The organism is Maribacter dokdonensis DSW-8, from assembly GCF_001447995.1.
GTDB classification, from domain to species: Bacteria; Bacteroidota; Bacteroidia; order Flavobacteriales; family Flavobacteriaceae; genus Maribacter; species Maribacter dokdonensis.
Window position 1 is genome coordinate 33586 of record NZ_LDPE01000008.1, and the last position, 19092, is coordinate 52677.

General features: G+C 34.8%; 19 protein-coding genes. 3 read left to right on the top strand and 16 right to left on the bottom strand.

Features of this window, described 5'->3' with window-relative positions; all coding sequences use genetic code 11:
• Window positions 1-60 precede the first annotated feature (60 nt).
• The 4 genes from I600_RS17855 to I600_RS17865 are packed head-to-tail and all read right to left on the bottom strand — an operon-like array spanning window position 61 to window position 3683.
• Window positions 61-1593 (bottom strand): cryptochrome/photolyase family protein, encoded by a 1533-nt coding sequence (locus I600_RS17855; protein ID WP_058105939.1) that lies wholly within the window; start codon window positions 1591-1593, stop codon window positions 61-63.
• 18 nt (window positions 1594-1611) lie between these two features.
• Window positions 1612-2907 (bottom strand): DASH family cryptochrome, encoded by a 1296-nt coding sequence (locus I600_RS17860; RefSeq protein WP_058105940.1) that lies wholly within the window; start codon window positions 2905-2907, stop codon window positions 1612-1614.
• Between the two features lie 3 nt (window positions 2908-2910).
• Entirely contained in the window at window positions 2911-3048 is a 138-nt protein-coding gene (locus tag I600_RS19115; protein ID WP_082643029.1) for a DUF2256 domain-containing protein, read from the bottom strand.
• Window positions 3048-3683 carry a flavin reductase family protein gene (locus I600_RS17865; RefSeq protein ID WP_058105941.1) on the bottom strand — a complete coding sequence of 212 codons (636 nt, stop codon included), beginning with the start codon at window positions 3681-3683 and terminating at the stop codon, window positions 3048-3050. Before I600_RS17865 ends, I600_RS19115 begins: the two co-directional genes overlap by 1 nt.
• Before the next feature lie 156 nt (window positions 3684-3839).
• Here I600_RS17865 and I600_RS17870 point away from each other — a divergent pair, with 156 nt between their 5' ends.
• Window positions 3840-5189 carry an FAD-dependent oxidoreductase gene (locus tag I600_RS17870; protein WP_058105942.1) on the top strand — a complete coding sequence of 450 codons (1350 nt, stop codon included), beginning with the start codon at window positions 3840-3842 and terminating at the stop codon, window positions 5187-5189.
• 74 nt (window positions 5190-5263) lie between these two features.
• Here the strand turns inward: I600_RS17870 and I600_RS17875 are convergent, their stop codons facing one another.
• On the bottom strand, window positions 5264-6043 hold the full coding sequence (locus I600_RS17875) for a zinc ribbon domain-containing protein (RefSeq protein WP_058105943.1): 780 nt from the start codon (window positions 6041-6043) through the stop codon (window positions 5264-5266).
• A gap of 1 nt (window position 6044) precedes the next feature.
• Entirely contained in the window at window positions 6045-7139 is a 1095-nt protein-coding gene (locus I600_RS17880; protein ID WP_058105944.1) for a Nif3-like dinuclear metal center hexameric protein, read from the bottom strand.
• A gap of 50 nt (window positions 7140-7189) precedes the next feature.
• Here I600_RS17880 and lpxK point away from each other — a divergent pair, with 50 nt between their 5' ends.
• Window positions 7190-8191 (top strand): tetraacyldisaccharide 4'-kinase, encoded by a 1002-nt coding sequence (gene lpxK, locus I600_RS17885; protein WP_058105945.1) that lies wholly within the window; start codon window positions 7190-7192, stop codon window positions 8189-8191.
• Here lpxK and I600_RS17890 read toward each other — a convergent pair.
• The 9 genes from I600_RS17890 to I600_RS17930 all read right to left on the bottom strand — a co-directional run bounded on the left by I600_RS17890 (window position 8172) and on the right by I600_RS17930 (window position 17086).
• Complete coding sequence (locus I600_RS17890; protein ID WP_082643030.1) at window positions 8172-10391, bottom strand: hybrid sensor histidine kinase/response regulator; 2220 nt, start codon at window positions 10389-10391, stop codon at window positions 8172-8174. The genes lpxK and I600_RS17890 overlap by 20 nt on opposite strands.
• Window positions 10388-11398 (bottom strand): type I glyceraldehyde-3-phosphate dehydrogenase, encoded by a 1011-nt coding sequence (gene gap / locus I600_RS17895; protein ID WP_058105946.1) that lies wholly within the window; start codon window positions 11396-11398, stop codon window positions 10388-10390. Before gap ends, I600_RS17890 begins: the two co-directional genes overlap by 4 nt.
• Window positions 11399-11498: 100 nt before the next feature.
• Complete coding sequence (lipA, locus tag I600_RS17900) at window positions 11499-12374, bottom strand: lipoyl synthase (protein ID WP_058105947.1); 876 nt, start codon at window positions 12372-12374, stop codon at window positions 11499-11501.
• 101 nt (window positions 12375-12475) lie between these two features.
• Window positions 12476-13036: an RNA polymerase sigma factor gene (locus tag I600_RS17905; RefSeq protein ID WP_058105948.1), complete on the bottom strand. Its 561-nt coding sequence runs from the start codon at window positions 13034-13036 to the stop codon at window positions 12476-12478.
• Between the two features lie 42 nt (window positions 13037-13078).
• Complete coding sequence (locus I600_RS17910) at window positions 13079-13282, bottom strand: hypothetical protein (protein WP_058105949.1); 204 nt, start codon at window positions 13280-13282, stop codon at window positions 13079-13081.
• A 74-nt stretch (window positions 13283-13356) separates the two neighbouring features.
• Complete coding sequence (locus I600_RS17915; protein WP_058105950.1) at window positions 13357-14115, bottom strand: anti-sigma factor; 759 nt, start codon at window positions 14113-14115, stop codon at window positions 13357-13359.
• The gene (locus I600_RS17920) at window positions 14112-14675 is read right to left on the bottom strand and encodes an RNA polymerase sigma factor (RefSeq protein WP_058105951.1); all 564 of its coding nucleotides are present in this window, start codon (window positions 14673-14675) and stop codon (window positions 14112-14114) included. The genes I600_RS17915 and I600_RS17920 overlap by 4 nt, the downstream gene beginning before the upstream one ends.
• Window positions 14676-14879: 204 nt before the next feature.
• Window positions 14880-15896: a UDP-N-acetylmuramate dehydrogenase gene (gene murB / locus I600_RS17925; protein ID WP_058105952.1), complete on the bottom strand. Its 1017-nt coding sequence runs from the start codon at window positions 15894-15896 to the stop codon at window positions 14880-14882.
• Entirely contained in the window at window positions 15896-17086 is a 1191-nt protein-coding gene (locus tag I600_RS17930; RefSeq protein ID WP_058105953.1) for a pyridoxal phosphate-dependent aminotransferase, read from the bottom strand. The genes murB and I600_RS17930 overlap by 1 nt, the downstream gene beginning before the upstream one ends.
• Window positions 17087-17232: 146 nt before the next feature.
• Between I600_RS17930 and I600_RS17935 the strand changes: the two genes are divergently transcribed.
• Window positions 17233-18570: an aspartyl protease family protein gene (locus I600_RS17935; RefSeq protein ID WP_058105954.1), complete on the top strand. Its 1338-nt coding sequence runs from the start codon at window positions 17233-17235 to the stop codon at window positions 18568-18570.
• A 53-nt stretch (window positions 18571-18623) separates the two neighbouring features.
• Here I600_RS17935 and I600_RS17940 read toward each other — a convergent pair whose 3' ends face one another.
• Window positions 18624-19016: a DUF1573 domain-containing protein gene (locus tag I600_RS17940; protein WP_082643031.1), complete on the bottom strand. Its 393-nt coding sequence runs from the start codon at window positions 19014-19016 to the stop codon at window positions 18624-18626.
• Window positions 19017-19092: the final 76 nt, after the last annotated feature.

The window sequence follows — 19092 nt, forward strand, 5'->3', positions numbered from 1 at the left end:
CTACACAACAAAAATATAATTTGGCTTAGATAATAAGGTTAAATTCATATTAACTAATTATTAAAGTGCGTCTAAATTTTTCATTAAATCATTTGCTTTTAATTGTATGTCAGCTAAAACACTACCGTCCATTTTATCTAAAAGTGACAGCATCATTTTCATACGTTGGTTGTTTTTAAAATGCGCTTTCTTATCTGCTAAAAAATTCCAGTACAGCGAGTTAAATGGGCAGGCTTTGTCTCCTAATTTTTTTGTGTGGTTATAAGGGCATTTTGAGCAATAATTACTCATTTTATTAATATAATTGGCACTGCTAACGTAAGGTTTGGTTGCTACGATACCACCATCTGCAAATTGGCTCATTCCTCTGGTATTGGTAATTTCAACCCATTCTATGGCATCTATATAAACACCTAAATACCATTGGTCTACCTCGTCTGGATCCATTTGTGTAAGTAGTGCAAAGTTTCCAATAATCATTAAACGTTGTATGTGGTGGGCATATGAGTGGTCTAAACTTTGACCAATGGCATGTTTTAAACAGTTCATGTTCGTTTTACCTGTCCAAAAGAAATGGGGTAGTTTGTTTTTATTTTCTAGCACATTTAAGCCCTTATATAGTGGCATTTCTTTCCAATAAATACCTCTCATATATTCTCGCCAACCTAAAATTTGACGAGTAAAGCCTTCAACTTGAGATATATGAATTACGTCCTTATTTTTATGATAATGGGCTGTGACCCGGGTAATTACCTCTTTAGGCGAAAGTATTTTGCTGTTCATTGCAAATGACAATCTAGAATGAAATAAAAACTTTTGGTCTTCATGCATGGCATCTTGGTAATCACCAAAATGTGGTAAGAGCTGGTCACAGAAATAAGTCAAGGTACTTAGGGCATCTACTTTGGTTACTGGCCACGAAAATGCTGTGGGGTCAACATTACCAAAGGTCTTAACCTTAGCTTTGGAAAGCTCCTCAATAATTTCTTCAACGTTCTTTTTAAAATCTTTCTCATGGGGAATGCTTGGTTGACCTTTCCATTTATTTCTGTTGCTTTGATCATAATTCCATTTTCCACCTTCAGGTTGATCGTTATTTATTAGGATATCGTGCTTTTTGCGCATCATACGATAAAAGCTTTCCATGATCATTTGTTTTTTTCCTTTGAAGAAATCCCTTAATTCAAATCGTGTTGTATAAAAATGTTCGGTATCGGCGTAAGAGGTAGCTATTGGTAATGACTTACATATATTATTTAATTGTTCATCAAGTCTGTACTCATCAGGTAATTGATATTCAAATTTTTTGGCGTTTGATTCTTTGATGGTTTTAGTGATAATTTCCTCTAGTTGTTGAGGATTATTTGCATCAGTAAGTGAGAAATATATAAATTGATGACCTTTAGCGCTCAGTTCATCTTTGAAATTTCGCATAGCTAAAAAGAACGCTATTACCTTTTGTATGTGATGTTTAACATAGTCGGTCTCTTGGCGCATTTCTGCCATAAGATATATGACATTATCATTTACTTCATTGAACCAAGAGTGATTTTGGTTTAACTGGTCACCAAGAATTAACCGTACAGTTTTCATTTCGTCTAATTTTAATTTTTAAAACAATGTTTCTTGCAGCCACAAACGTTGGTAACTACCGGCACTATCATAGCGAACAGCCTGACTTTTAATATTAAACTTTCTATCTCTGGGGTCATTACCAACGCCGCTATTGTACATCCAATTTCCATAGTTGCTATGCACATCGTAATCTATGAGCATACGCTCAAAATATGCGGCGCCAATTCGCCAGTCTTGCTCCAATTCCTTAGACCAAAAACTGGCTACATTTTGTCTACCTCTATTGCTCATCCATCCGGTTGCCAATAATTCTTTCATATTTGCATTGATAAAAGGTTCTTTGGTAGTACCATTTATCCATTTTTCTAGTGCTACTGATGTTCTTTTCCATTCGTAAGGCTTTTGAAGTATACCTGTTAGTCCAAAGATTTTATCACCATGTTTTAAGGAGATATACTTAAAATAATCACGCCAAATAAGTTCAAAGATTAACCAGTAGGTACTTTGGTTCTTTACTATTTCTTTTTCAAATTCTCTAACTTCCCAGTAGATGGTTCTGGGAGATATACTACCATTAGCTAACCAAGCAGAGAGTTTTGAACTATAATTTTCACCAATTAATCCGTTTCTGGTTTTTTTATAGACAGCTAGCTTTTGAGAATCCCAAAAATATTGTTCGATGCGTTTTTGTGCTTCATGTTCACCACCTTGAAAAGGGAAGGCCGTATGCGTGTGTTGGGTGAAGTTATTAAAACCCAATTGATTTAAAGTGGGTAATTCTGTTTTAGTGCGGACCAAATTATTCTTAGACATTGCCTTAATCGGCATTTGAGGAGCTCTTACCTTGCAATGGATTTCGCAATCTTTTCTGAAGTTGGTGAATATTTCTTGTATGGATTTGAAACTTGTATAGGGAATATCATCTGGATGAAATAAAAATTGGTCGTACACTTCTTTGAATTGAATAGAAGGCGATATTTTATTCTTTACATTTTCAAGTACAAGCTGCTCATCTCTTGTCCATTCTTTTTGTAGAAATACGGTATCGATATTATGTTGTTCAATTAATTTAGGCAAGAAATCTTCAGATCGGCCCACATAAATGAAAAGGGCAATGTTAAGTTTTTTAAGCGCTGCTTTTAATTGGGTTACGGTTTCAAGTAAGAACTTGGCCCGGTACTTGCCCGTTCGTTTAAATCCGTAGGTATCATAATCAAAAAAAATAGTTTCAAAACAATAGAAGGCAATAACTTTCTGTCCCTTCACGGCAGCGTTCAAGGAAGAATTATCACCTATTCTTAGGTCATTTCTAAACCAGATTAAATTATTCATGTTCTATTGTTTAAGTTGTTTACACTTTTTACTACAGTATTTTACATGGTCCCAATCTCTTTTCCATTTTTTACGCCATGAAAATGGCTTCTTACAGGTAATACATATTTTAGAAGGCAGCTGTATTTTTTTATGCGCCATTACAGTAATTTTTGTAAAGGCTTGTCCGGTTCAGCATAAGAAAATCTATTTAAAAGTCTAGGTAGCGCATACGCATCTAAACCATTGGTCACAACAGCGTTATGTTTATCTAACTGTAACCAGCCATCTTCATGTAAAATGTCGTCGGGCAAATAAATATGTTCAATGGCACCTATAATCATTACACATCCATTTTCTTCTATTCTATATTCATTAACATAACTACACCCCAGTTTTATAGCACTTTCATCTACATAGGGAGCGTGAAATTGGTCTAGGTAAGTTTCGGTTAAATTTGTTTTTGAAAATTCTGAAATATGCTCCTTGTAGCTTGCTGCGGTTTGGTGAGCGCCTTCAATTATTTCATTGTTTACTTGGTTTACAGTAAAAAAGCCAGTCTCTTTAAAGTTTTTATAAGTATCTCTTGCAACTGTTAACGGACGTAAAATGAAACCTAGCATTGGCGGAGAACTGCCAATATGCACCACGGAGTTGAAAATGGCTAAATTACTAATACCCGATACTGATTTTGTCCCTAAAAGATTGGCAGATTTATAACCGGTACAACTATTGATCAAATGTGCCCTATATCTACTGGGCATTTCATGAATATCGTTTGAGGTAAAATGTTTCAATATAATTTTATTTTGTTTAATAAAAATATTAAAAAATTAAACAAAAAATAACCTTATCAGATAAATGATTTGTTCAGTTTGTTGCGATAAAGCTTAAATTTTGGGCAATATTTCATATTTTTAACATTCACTTAATGTAGGCTTAAAGCCCAATACATGACCCAAGAAAAAAAGAATATTGCCATAATAGGCTCTGGATTAGTAGGATCTTTACTAGCTATTTACTTAAAGAGATACGGACATAAAATAACGGTGTTTGATAGAAGACCGGATATTAGAAATATTGAGTTTTCTGGTCGATCCATTAACCTGGCTATGAGCAATAGGGGATGGAACGCTTTAAAAACTGTTGGAATAGAGGAGGAAATCAAAAAAATAGCCATTCCTTTAGACAAACGTGCCATGCACGTTATTGGTAAAGAACAGTATTTTCAAAAATATGGTAAGGATGGTGAGGCAATTTGGTCCATATCAAGAGGGGTCCTGAACAAACGAATGATAGATTTAGCCGAAAATAATGGGGTAGACTTTCGTTTTGAAGAAAAGGTATGGGATATTGATCTGCCAAGGGCTGTTGTTTTCACAGGTGAAAGTGAAAAGGGCGAGTGGAAAGAATATCCATTTGATTTGGTATTTGGTTGTGACGGGGCATTTTCTAGGGTGAGACATAAAATGCAACGCCGTAGCAGGTTTGACTATTCGCAAGATTTTATTGATGTTGGATATAAAGAATTGACCATACCTGCTAACGCAGACGGTACACATAAACTAGATAAGCATTCTTTTCATATTTGGCCGCGAGGTAAATTCATGTTTATTGCTATGCCCAATTTAGATGGCAGTTTTACATGCACCCTTTTTATGCCATTTGAAGGGGAAGTATCTTTTGAAAGTTTACAAACAAAGAAAGATGCTGTACGCTTTTTCAATACTTATTTTCCAAATGTAAAGGATGAAATTGAAAACCTTACCGAAGATTTCTTTAAAAACCCTACAAGTGCCATGGTAACTATGAAATGCTATCCTTGGACTTATTGGGATAAAGTAGCGCTGGTAGGAGATTCTGCCCATGCTGTGGTTCCTTTTTATGGTCAGGGTATGAATGCTGGTTTTGAAGATATTTATGTCTTAGATCAGCTTATTCAGGAATTTGGAGATGATTGGGAGCGTATTTTTACTACCTATCAAGAAAAACGCAAGCCAAATGCCGATGCTATAGCAGAGCTGAGTTATAGAAACTTCATAGAGATGAGCAGTAAAACCGCAGACGCTAATTTTTTACTTCAAAAGAAAATAGAAAAACACTTTTCTTCAAAACACCCAGAAAAGTGGATACCTGCATACAGCAGGGTTACCTTTTCCAATAGACCTTATGCAGAAGCATTAGCGGAAGGTGATGCTCAAGAAGAAATAATGAAAGAGGTTATGAAAATATCCAATATTGCAGAAAATTGGGATAGTTTAGAGGTTGAGAACTTAATGTTGAAGCTGTTATCCGGTTCCTAAGAATTTTATACATATACCAATAAAAAAGCCATCTTTAAGAAGATGGCTTTTCTTTTTTTATACAATGTGCGCTATTATAATTTAGCGAACATTTTTTGCATTTTTTCACTTTCTTCTTCAGCTAGAACTGGGTCAACTAAAATACGACCACTATGCTCATCTGTAATGATTTTTTTTCTTGAAGCAATTTCAACTTGTACCTGTGGTGGAATTGTAAAGAAAGACCCACCAGATGCACCTCTTTCAATTGGAACAACAGCTAAACCATTTTTAACGTTGTTACGGATACGGGCATATGCCTTAACCAAACGCTCTTCAATTTTATCTTGGAATTTGATAGACTCTTCCAACAACGCTTTTTCTTCTTTTTCCGTTTCGGCAAGAATAGCGTTTAATTCACCTTTCTTATGCTTTAAGTGTGCCTCACGCTCAGATAAACGTTCTTTGGTATCAGAGATAACAGCTTTCTTTTGCTCTATTTGAGCTTTGAATTCTTTAATGTTCTTTTCAGCTAATTGAATTTCCAATTCTTGGAATTCCAATTCTTTACTAATAGAATTGAACTCTCTACTATTACGAACATTTTTTTGTTGCTCGCCGTATTTTTTAATTAAAGCCTTTGCTTCTTCAATCAGGTTCTTCTTAGCGCCAATTTCAAAGTTTATATTCTCTAAATCGGTTTTAAGCTTATCCATTCTCGTTTTTAGGCCAAGGACTTCATCTTCCAAATCTTCTACTTCTAAAGGTAGTTCACCACGAACATTCCTTATTTCATCAACCCTAGAATCAATTAATTGCAGATCATATAATGCTCTTAACTTTGCTTCTACAGACGAATCTTCTTTTTTTGCCATATTAAAAATAATTGATGGGATTTGTTATACTTTCCGATAAATGGATTGCAAAATTAGGAATTTTTTTTGTAAGATAATCAACTAAAAGGTTTTTTGTAAACTGCTCAGTTTCAAAGTGTCCAATATCTGCCAAAATTATTTGATTTTCAGCCTCGTAAAATTGATGATATTTAAGGTCAGCAGTAACAAATACGTCTGCTTTAGCAGCTTTTGCCGCTCCAATGGCAAAAGAACCACTGCCACCTAAAACGGCTACTTTTTTAATGGGTTTATTTAATAAATTGGAATGTCGCACCAATTTTGCGTTCATTTTGAGCTTAAGGTCATTTAGAAATTGCAATTCTGAAACCTCTTGGTCTAATTCACCGATCATGCCCATACCAATATGTTGGTTGGTGTTTTCTATGGTTTGTATATCATAAGCTACTTCTTCGTAAGGGTGTGAGGTCAATAGTGCATTAATTATAACGGACTCCCGATCTTTACCAAACACGCATGTGAGCATCACTTCGTTCTCGGTATGGGTAGTTCCAATTGTACCAATGGTGGGGTTTGCACCTTCATTGGCTTTATAGGTGCCATTTCCTTCAACCGAAAAGCTACAATTGGAATAGTTGCCAATGTTACCGGCACCTACCTTAAAAAGAACATTTTTCACTTCTTCAATAGCATTTTTGGGTACGTACGTAGTTAATTTTTTTATCGTGTTCTTTTGGGGAAGTAGCACTTTTGTATTCGAAAGGCCTAGTACCTCACATATTTTGGCATTGACTCCGTAACGGGCGTTATCAAGTGCGGTATGGTTAGAATAAATGGAAATATCATTTTTGATAGCTTTAATGACTACACGTTCCACATAATTTTTACCGGTAATCTTTTTTAAGCCACCGAAAATGATAGGGTGAAAACTAATAATAAGGTTACAATTCTTGGCGATAGCTTCATCAACAACATTCTCTAAGGTGTCTAACGTAACCAATATTCCGCTCACTTCATTTGTTGCATTGCCCACCAATAGGCCAACGTTATCAAAATCCTCGGCATAGGGTAGTGGGGCAAATTCTTCTAATATTCGGGTGATGTCTTTTACAGTCATTTTATGGAAAAATAAGATATTCAAAGATAAATTATTATAATTTCGTTCTAATGCAGCTAATACGAAAACTTCTTTTTCCCATTTCACTCCTATACGGATTGATTGTTTTTTTTAGAAATCGATTATACGACATGGGTGTTTTTTCTTCTAAAACGTTTGCTGTAAAAACAATCTGTGTAGGTAATTTAAGCGTTGGCGGTACCGGTAAAACACCTATGATAGAATTACTGGTACGTGAACTAGGTGAAAGTTTTAGAGTTGCTATATTAAGCAGGGGGTATAAGAGAAGAACGAAGGGATTTTTACTTGCCGGTAATCATACCAGTGTAGAGGAGTTAGGTGATGAACCGTTTCAATTAAAAAAGAAATTTCCAAAAGTTGCCGTCGCAGTTGATGCAGATAGGAGAAATGGAATAAACCAATTAAGGACAGATATTGATCCCAATGTTATTTTATTGGATGATGCTTTTCAGCACAGAAAGGTAAAACCTGATTTTTCAATATTGTTAACGGCTTATGATAATTTGTATGTCAATGACTGGTATCTACCTACAGGCGATTTAAGGGATTTTAAAGGAGAGGCAAACCGGGCAGACATTATAGTAATAACCAAATGCCCTGCAGATTTATCCAATACCGATAAATCAACAATACTTTTACAGCTTGCTCCCAAACACTACCAAAAAGTATTTTTTAGTTATTTGGATTATAATAGAGATTTAAAGGGTGTTGAAATGCCACTTGAAAGCTTAAAAACTAAAAACGTGACTTTGGTAACGGGCATAGCCAACCCGACTCCTTTAGAGATGTTTTTGAAATCATCCGGTATTACATTTGAGCATTTGAAATTCAACGATCATCACTTTTTTACCGATGCTGAAATAGAGGATTTAAAAAAGAAGGAAACGATTCTTACTACTGAAAAGGATTACGTAAGGCTAAAGTCAAAAATTCCAAACCTGCATTATATTGAAGTGAAACATGAGTTTCTATACGATGGGAAAGAAGCTTTGAGGCAGGAATTACTGCAGTTTATGACAAAGAATTCTTAGGCTTTTTGTCAAAAATATTTTCACCTATTTTTTGGTAGAAAATCTCTGGTTTAAATGGTTTTGTAACAACATCGTTACATCCGGCAGCATAAAAACTTTCTAAACTATCATCTAAAGAAATTGCGGTTAATGCAATAATAGGAGTGTCTTGATTGAACTTTCTAATTTCTATGGTAGCTTCTTCACCACTAATACCTGGCATGTGTATATCCATTAAAATGGCATCATATACATTTTCTTTGGCAAGATCAACCGCTTCATGACCGTTATTGGCAATATCACTGGTCATATCTCTTTTGGTCAACATTTTTTTGGTAATGACCTGGTTGATTTTGTTATCCTCAACAATCAATAAATGAAGACCTTTAAAGTCATAGTCTTTAGGAGCAATTTCAAAAGCAACATCCTCGGCAAGATCATCAATACTCTTCATTTTAATCTCAAAGAAGAATGAGCTTCCTTCTCCTAAATTACTTTCTAGTTCAATTTGACTATTAAAAAGACCCAAAAGACTTTTTACAATGGTTAAGCCAAGTCCCGTTCCGCCATATTCCCTGTTTATTTGAATGGACCCTTGCTCAAAACCTTCAAATATACTTTTCTGTTTTTCTTTTGATATGCCTATTCCATTATCTTTCACTTCAAAATAAATGGTGACATCATCTTGATCCTTGTTCAAAAGTTTAGAAATCACCCTAACTTCACCTCCCTTGGTGAATTTGATCGAATTACCGATCAGGTTCATGAATATCTGCGATAACTTTAATGGGTCACTAAGTAAATGGCTAGGTATTTTAGGGTCATACTCTAAAATAAGGTTGGTATTGTTAGATTTGGCACTTTGTCCTAGTGAATTAATTACTTCGTTAATTACCTTTTTTAGATTGAACTCCATATTCAAGGGTTCAAGCTTATTGGCGTCAATTTTATTGATATGTAAAATATCATTGATGAAATTAAGTAAGTAATCACCCGAAAATTTTAAAGCTTTTAAATGTTCTTTTTGGTGCTCTTCAGGGTTTTCTTCAAGTAATAAATGGGTGAGACCAGTAACAGCATAAAGTGGAGTTCTTAATTCATGACTTACTGTTGAGAGAAAGTTGGTCTTAGCTTCCATAGCTTGTACTGCACCATCTCTTGCTATTTGTAGTTCTTTGTTTTTAGTCTGTAAAAGATCGTTGGTCTTTAATTTTATTTGATTGTTTCTATAAAGTGTAACAGCCAATAATGATATGATAATTAAAAAAGCAGATGTTAAAATAGCCGTTAGTTCAGATCTGTTCTGAGATTCCGTCAGTTCTTCAATTTTCTTTTCTTGACGGGCAATCTCTTCAGTTTTATAATTATCTCTTATTTTATCTGCAGTTTTTGCTTCTATTTTATTCTTTTCAACATTGAAAATGGAGTCCTTCAATTGAACTAAATTTTGACTGTTTACCAATGATTTTTGGTATAGTCCTAATTTTTCATAAACCGAGGTCAAGAGAATATTTGCATCTTTAATGTCCTCTAGAAAACCATTATGTGTGGCAACTTCCAAGGCATTTTCGCCATTTTTGGCAGCTTCAGAAAAATTTTCCTGAATTAGATTTAGTTCGGCAAGGGTAAGATATGCTTGACTTGTTAAATATTCTTTTTCAAACAAGTCTGTATTGACCAAAAGTGAATTCAAATTTTTAGAGGCACTATCGTATTTTTCAAGACTTAAATAAACCTTTGCTTCTGTCAACAATAGATTATTGTAAAAATTACGATCGTTATTTAGCTGCTTGGCCTCGTTTAGCATAAATAGGGATTGAAAGTTTCTATTACTTCTATGTAGTAGTATAGCTTCAATATACTTGTGCATGCCATCACCGTATGGGTAAGAAATATCTTTTAATAATACGCTGGCACGATCCCAATAGAATTCTGTATCACCTTCTTTGTCAATTCTTAAATATAAAAGTGCCAGTTCATGAAGACTATCAATTAAACCTTTAATGTCTTCACGTTTTTCTGCTTCATTGGCAGCTGTGTTCAACGTTTCTAGGGCAAGGTCTATTTTGTCTTGATTTTTGAACTTTCGTGCTTGATCAAAATAAGGTTGAATATCTTTTTGGGAAATTGGGTCTTGGGAAAATACGACAGTAGTAGTCGCCAAAATTATAATGGGGACTAATAAAACTTTAATTACTTTATTTAAAAATAAAATTTTCAAATATACTTTTTAAAACTAATGAAGTTAATTAAATCTATAATTCTACTACTATAACCTGTTTCATTATCATACCAACCAATGATCTTAACCATTTTACCTATGACAGAGGTCATTAAAGAATCAAACGTACAAGAATAGCAACTATTGTTTATATCTATAGAAACTATTGGGTCGCTGGTATAGTGAACAATATTTTTAAACTGGTTTTTAGCCGCTTTTTCAAAAGTAGCGTTTATTTCATCAATGCTCGTTTCCCTTTTTACATTAAGGGTAATGTCTGTTAATGAGCCGTTTGGAACAGGTACTCTAATACCGCAACCGCCTATGGTATCCGCTAGTTCAGGGAATATTTTGGTCAATGCTTTAGCGGCACCTGTAGTTGTTGGCACTATAGATTGTGAGGCTGCACGGGCCCTTCTTAAATCTCTGTGAGGTTGATCGTGTAAACTTTGATCGGTAGTGTAGGAATGTATGGTGGTAATATATGCTTGCTCTATACCACAAAGATCATTGATCACTTTTATCATTGGTGCAGCATTATTGGTAGTACAAGATGCGTTAGAAATAATATCATCTGTTGCTGTCAATGAATTTTCATTGATACCAAAAACAACCATTTTAATATCATCTTCAGTTGGCGGTACAGAAAGAATTACTTTTTTAGCTCCGTTTTTAATATGGAAAGCAAGGGTTTCCCGATCCTTAAATTTACCAGTACATTCTACAACCAAATCAACTGCTGTTGATGACCAATTTATTTTTGACGGATGAGATTCGTTGTGTAAAATTATACGACCATCATTGACGATAATATGATTTTCATCACATGAAATATTAAGCGCCGAGGTACCATGAATACTATCATATTTTAGTAAATGTGAAAGTGTTCTGGCATCTGCCAAATCATTTATTGCTACAACATTTAAGTTAGGCTGTTCTTGCAAAAGGCGAAATAGGGTTCTACCTATTCTTCCGAAACCATTAATGCCAATATTTAATTTCTGCATTGGTTATCGTAAATTTTTATACTTGTGAAATCGGAAGTTTAATGGAAACCATGGGTTAACCAATAAACTTTGAAAATCTAGGAGCGGTTAAAAAAATAAATTAAAGAATGTGTTTATGTGCTTTGTAAGATGATCTTACCAAAGCGCCACTTTCTACATGTCTAAAGCCCATTTCTAGACCTATATCCTCATATTTTTTAAACTGTTCAGGGGTAATAAACTCTTTTACAGGAAGATGTTTTTTAGAGGGTTGTAGATATTGCCCAATAGTTACAACATCAACGTCTGCCTTTCGTAAATCTGCCAAAGTTGTTATAACTTCATCTTCATGCTCACCTAAACCTAGCATAATACCAGACTTGGTTCTGTTAATACCTTGCTTTTTTAGATAATTAAGAGCTTCAAGACTACGTTCGTATTTTGCTTGTATACGTACTTCCCTGGTCAGCCTTTTAACGGTCTCCATATTGTGCGATACCACCTCAGGGGCAACAGCAACAATTCTATCCAAATGCTTTTCTATTCCTTGAAAATCAGGAATTAAAGTTTCTAAAGTAGTTGTAGGGTTCATTCTTCTTATGGCCTTAACGGTCTCTGCCCAAATAATAGAGCCCATATCTTTAAGGTCATCTCTGTCTACAGAGGTAATTACAGCATGTTTGATTCCCATTATTTTAATGGACCTAGCTACTTTTTCCGGTTCTGCCCAATCTACGTTTTCAGGTCTACCTGTCTTAACACCGCAAAAGCCACATGATCTTGTACAAACATTACCCAAAATCATAAAGGTAGCCGTACCTTCTCCCCAGCATTCTCCCATATTAGGGCAACTACCACTGGTGCAAATGGTATGAAGATCATACTTATCAACTAAGCCTCTAAGCTGGGTATATTTTTTACCGGTAGGTAATTTAACCCGTAGCCATTTTGGTTTGCCTTTTGGTGGAGCAACATTTTCTTTTACAACTGTTGACATGCGATAATTTTAATACAAATATACGAACTATAAAAATGAGGATAAAGTAGAATTGTATTCTACACAAATGAAGGTGAAAAAATTACGTAATAACCAATATGTTATTTTTTTCTCGCTTCAATAATTTCTGAAAGAAGCTTTTTTGCCCTTAGTAACTTAACCTTTACACTATTAATAGGTTCATTTAATTGAGTTGCTATATCGGCATAGCTCAACTCGTTAAAATATCTTAAGTTGATTACCGCTTGATAATGAGGTTTCAATTTTTTGATATCCCTTAGTAAATCGGCTAAATTCTGTTCTTGAATAAGTTGATCTTCCATAGAAGGGGTGGCATCTAAAGCTGAAGTTATGGCTTCCGTATTGCTATGGGAGTCTAACAAACTCTTTTTTCGCTTTCTCACCAGATCAATATGTATATTCTTTGAAATGGTTATCAACCATGTCTTAAAAACATAAGCATCATTATAAGTGTGAATTTTATCGAACGCTTTTGAGAAGGTCTGTATGGTAATGTCTTCAGAGTCGTTCTCATTTTCGGTGCGTTTTAGTTGAAATCCATACACATCGTTCCAAAACATATCCAATAAACGGCTGAACGCAATTTGATTGCCTTGTTTAGCTTTAAGAATTGTTTCTTCTAATTTGTCTGTGTTATTCAAATACCGATATTGTAAACTCCTTGTTTTAAGAAGTAAGTGTACTTATTCTGAGATTAAATCTTTTTTACAATCTTGTTCATCTGGCATTTTGCCACACATACCACAAGCTTGCCCATCTTGATTTAGAAACGGACTTTGGCTGGCACATGTACCTGCAAACTTACCATCTTTTTTAGACCATATTTTAATAGCTATTCCTGCAAAAGCCAATGCTAATAACCCAATGGTCAATAATACTAGTTTCATATGCTGAATTTTATACAAAGATAAAAAATAAAGCCCCAAATATGGGGCTTTAAGAATACTTTATGTGAGTTGACCTAGTAAGCTATGTTGGCAACTATATTTTCTACGGTCGGTGCTTGGTTGTTACCTTTTTGTTCTATGGTAATGTAACCAACGGCATTTTCCGCGTATGGCAGTGCAAGCAACTTTTGTTGGTCTCCTGCTTCCTCTATAATACCCAAATTGATCATTTTGCCATTAACCTCTGCCCACATTTGAAAACACTGGCTTTCAGGAATATTAGGCAATTTGCTAACATTAATATAGGATAGTTTTTTAACAGGATTAATGTATGCCACAGCTTTAAGCTCCTTTGCTTTTTGGTTGCCTTTTACGTTATACTTTTTTGTCTGTGGATTGTTAAGAACAATAAATTGGTTGCGCACGTCTTCCAATTGTTCTTTCATATTCTCCTCTAGCAATTTTATTTTATTGCTAACAACACTGTTCTCTTCTTGTAAACTCTGGTTCTGATTCCAGAAGAAAGTTGAAATGCCAATAAATAGTATAGCGGTAATACTAGCTGCAATAGCATAGCTGTAAAATCTTTTTCTGCCTTTACGTTCAGCTTTAATTCTTGCGTTGATTTTATCCTTAAGTCCTTGTGGGGCTTCAATGGCGTGTAACTTAGCAAAAATTTCAAGGTTTTCCTGTAGCTCTGCATAGGTTTCCCTAACTTCAGGGTACATGGCAATGTAGCGCTCCACTTGTAAGCTTTCTAACTCTGTAGTGGTTCCTAAAAGATATTTTTCCAACAAATCTGAATCGAGGAAAATTTTTATTTTGTCTTTCATAATACAATATTTAATATCATGGCTATTACGGCAGGACCATAGATTTTGCCTAATTCGCGCAATCCTATCTTTAATCTAGATTTAATGGTTCCCAATGGTATATCCAACTCATCACTTGCTTCTTGTTGGGTCATGCCTTGAAAGAAAAGAGCTTCTAGTACAATTTGATATTTTTCTTCAATTTTGTCTAGATGTTCTTTTACATCCATTAATTCTGGTCTTGTGCTTTCAACACCTAAAGTATATACGTCTGAAACATCTATTTGGATTTCTTTATCACTTTTTGTGTTTACACTTCTTAATTTATCGATTGCAGTGTTACGTGTAATTCTAAAAAGCCAAGTAAAAAGTTTTGCTTTTTTAGGGTCGTAAGAATCTGCTTTCTTCCAAATTTTCACAAACGATTCTTGAACCACGTCTTGTGCAAGTTCTGGATCCCGTACTACTTTATTGGCAACACCCAATAGGGTATCAGCATAGTTATCGTACAAAAGGGAAATCGCTTTTTCGTTTCGCTCTTGTAATAATTCAACAATATGATTTTCTAATAGAGTGCTCATAATTTAAAAAGATGTACATATTTTTTTATAATGGACATCCAAATGCTAAGATTGAACCGTATATGCTTAAACGCTAAATTATAAAATTGATTGTTAAAGTGGCGTTTTCTAAAAATATATATTGAATAAGTGGTCAGCTGGTAACTGCCCACTTTGTTTTTGGTTGGTTTGGTTTGGTAATAACCCCTGTAAATTTTACAGGGGTTATTTTATTAGATTAACCTCTGGACTTATTTCAATTTCGAATTTTCTTTTGACCTCTTCAATAATTTTTGCTGCAAGATCTAGAATGTCTTTACCGGTAGCACTATCATAATTGACCAGTACCAACGCTTGATTTTTATGTACGCCGGCATCGCCAAAACGTTTTCCTTTAAAGCCACATTGTTCTATTAACCAGCCTGCAGGAATTTTATAATAGTCATCTGAAACTTTGTAAAAAGGTGCCTCTGGATATGTTGTGCTGAACCGGGTGAAAATTTCTTTTGTGACAATCGGATTTTTAAAAAAACTACCACTATTTCCTAATTCTTTTGGGTCTGGCAACTTACTTTGGCGAATTGCTATTACGGCATTGGAAATATCTTTTATTGTAGGATTTGAAATAGACTCCTTAAGCAATTGATTTTCTATAGCACCGTATCCAGAATTAATATTATGGTTCTTTTTTGTAAAGGAGAAAGTTACCGATGTAATTACGTACTTGTCTTTGCCTTCATTTTTAAAGAACGAATCTCTATAGCCAAATTGACATTCCTCCTTAGAAAGAGTTACCAATTGTTGATCTTCTATTCTGACAGCTTCACAACTTACAAAACAATCTTTTAATTCTGCCCCATAGGCACCAATGTTCTGGATAGGAGCCGTACCGGTATTACCAGGTATTAAAGACATGTTTTCTAAACCACCAAAATCATGGTCAATTGCCCACATTACCATATTGTGCCAATTTTCTCCGGCCATTACTTTGACGATCACATTATTGTCATCTTGTGAAACTATCTGCTTGCCCTTTAAATTAACGTGTATAAAAAGAGCATCAATATAGTCTGTAAGCAACATGTTACTACCACCACCAATAAGAATTTTTCTTGGATACGAGTTATTCTCTAAAATATCCTGTAATTCTTCAATAGTGGTTACTTCCACAAAGTATCTAGCCGTGGCATCAATACCAAAAGTATTGTAGTTCTTTAAAGAAAAGTGGTCATAAATGATCATTAACCCTTGTAATTTTTAAGTGCTTCGCTTAAAATGTGTACTGCACGTTTTAGACTTTCTTTATCCAGAACGTAAGCAATTCTAATTTGTTTTTTACCCAGACCTTTTGTAGCGTAAAATCCAGCTGCAGGTGCTACCATGACAGTTTCGTTATTTAAGCTAAAGTCTTCTAATAGCCATTGCGCAAAATGGTCGGCATCTTCAATAGGCAATTCGGCAATACAATAAAACGCACCTTGAGGTTTGGCAATCTTAATGCCTTCTATTTTTTCAAGTTCAGTAATAAGAAGATTTCTTCGGGCAACGTATTCTTCTTTAACTTCGGCAAAATAACTATCAGGAGTGTCCAAAGCTGCCTCGCTAGCAATTTGTGCATAGGTTGGTGGTGATAATCGCGCTTGTGCAAATTTGAGAGCCGTTGCAATAAAGTCTTTGTTTTTAGAAACTAAATAACCAATTCTAGCTCCGCACATACTATATCTTTTTGAAACGGAATCAATGACAATGGCGTGTTCTTCTAAGCCTTTTTCCTTTAAAATTGAAGTGTGTGTCTTGTTGTCATACGTAAACTCACGGTATACTTCATCGGCAACCAAGAATATATTATGCTTTTTAACCAGTGTTGCTAATTTTTGTATTTCTTCTTTGCTATATAGATATCCTGTAGGGTTACCTGGGTTGCAAATTAAAATAGCCTTGGTTCTTGAGGTAATCAATTTCTCGAATTCCTCGATTGGAGGAAGGGCAAAATTATCTTCAAGCTTAGAAACGACAGGAACCACAGTTACGCCACAGGCAGTTGCAAAGCCATTGTAATTTGCATAAAAAGGTTCTGGAATTATAATTTCATCGTCAGTATCTGCAATGGTATTCATGGCAAAGGACAAAGCTTCAGATCCACCAGTGGTCACTATAATTTCATTGGCATTTACCGGAATATCATTTTTGATGTAATACTGGGCAATTTTGCTTCTAAATTCTTCAGAACCTTCGGTACGGCTATATTCCAAGACATTAATGTTGTTGTTCTTTACGGCATCTAATGCTTGTTGAGGGGTCTTTATGTCCGGTTGTCCAATATTTAAATGAATGACTTTAATCCCCTTCTTTTTAGCGCCTTCAGCGAAAGGAACTAGTTTTCTAATGGGTGATTGGGGCATGGTAAGCCCTTTATTTGAGACAGATGGCATATAATTATATTTTACGCAAAAGTGATAAATGATAATGGTACTTACAATTAAATTGTATTTTATTTAAACTTCTATGTGCTGTTAAATATAGCGATCGTATTAAAAATTTACGTATCTTAAAAAGGCTTAACTAATTCATATAGATTATGTTACGTAGATATATCTTTTTTTTGATTCTCTTTGCTGGTTGTGCGGGTTTATCTGTAAATGCACAAACATACCAATTGCCAAAGGGCAAGAAGTTTCAAAAGGTAAAATTTCAGCTCATTAATAATCTTATGATTATTCCTGTAGAGGTAAACGGAACTGAATTGTCTTTTGTGTTAGATTCTGGTGTGGGCACGCCCATATTGTTCAATTTGGCGGATCAGGATTCCATTCAGTTGAATAATGTTACGGAGATAACCATTAACGGTTTGGGGGAAGGTGATCCCATTAACGCATTAAAGTCTACTAATAATAGGGTGGAACTGGGTGATGTAAAGAACCTTTATCAAAATATTTATGTAGTGATGGATGCGGGAATTAATTTTTCTCCAAGTCTGGGTATTCCTGTGCATGGAATTATTGGGTATGATTTATTTAGGGATTTTGTTGTGGATGTCAACTATGTCAAAAAGACCATTAAGTTTTATGATCCAGCGCTTTATACATATAAAACGTCTAAGCATACTAGGGTAGTGGACATGTCGGTAATTAGAAGAAAAGCATATTTAGATGCTCATGTGATGGTCAATAAAACCGATGAAATTCCTGTTAAATTATTGTTGGATACCGGTAGTAGTGATGCGGTTTGGTTGTTTGAAGATGAGAGAATTCAACTTCCAAAAAAACACTATCAGGATTTTCTTGGCAAAGGTTTGGCAGGAGATATTTTTGGAAAGAGGACCAAAATAAATCATTTAAAGATTTCTGATTTTATTTTGAGCGATGCCAAGGCAGCATTTCCTGATATGGAAACATTTAATACTATTGCTGATTTTGGTGGTAGAAATGGTAGTCTTGGCGGGGAGATTATAAAGCGCTTTCATGTGGTGTTTGATTATGCTAATGAAAAGCTCATACTAACCAAGAATTCAAACTTTGGTAAACTATTTCAGTATAATATAAGTGGTATTGATCTTCAACATGCCGGTATGCGGTATGTTTCAGAAAGAATTACCGATGCTAACGGTGTTGTAAATAGTAATGCAAAATCTTATGGAGATGTTCAAATTTTGCTTCAAGGAGCTACAAGGTTGAGTTTGGTGCCAGAGATAATTGTATCGGGAATTCGTCAAGGGAGTCCGGCACATTCAGCAGGCTTGCGTGAGGGTGATGTAATTTTGGCTGTAAATGGTAAGCGTATTCATAGATACAAATTACAAGAGATCATGCACATGCTTAATGTAAAAAAAGATAAAAGGATAAAGGTTTTGGTAGAGCGTTATGACAATGATTTGTTGTTCAGCTTTGAGTTAAAACCCCTTTTTGATGATCAATAAGACAAAAAAAGCCCAACTTTTCAGTTGGGCTTTTAATTTTACATCAGTAATTTTTATTTGGTACCGGTAGAAGCTTTTACTTCTCCTTTGATCTTTAAAACTTTTGTTGGTGTATCTGCGTTAGATATTACCGTAATCGCTTTACGAATAGGTCCAACTCTGTTAGTATCATACTTAACTTGAATTTCACCTGTTTTACCTGGTAAAATTGGGTCTTCCGGTTTTTTTGGAATTGTACATCCACAGCTAGAACTTACTTTACTTACAATAAGCGGAGCAGTACCGGTGTTGGTAAATTCAAAAACTCTAACTCCGTCAGAACCTTTTGCTATTTCACCATAATCAACCGTTTCTGACTTAAACTCTATTTTGGCCGCAGTGTCTTGAGCGGTCAAGCTAAATCCTAGTAAGCCTACAAATAATACAAGTACTATTTTTTTCATCATTTTTAATTTTGGGTGGATTTCAAAATTAAATCTTTTCAGATCAACCTCAAAATCCTTTTGTTATACTCTAACGTTA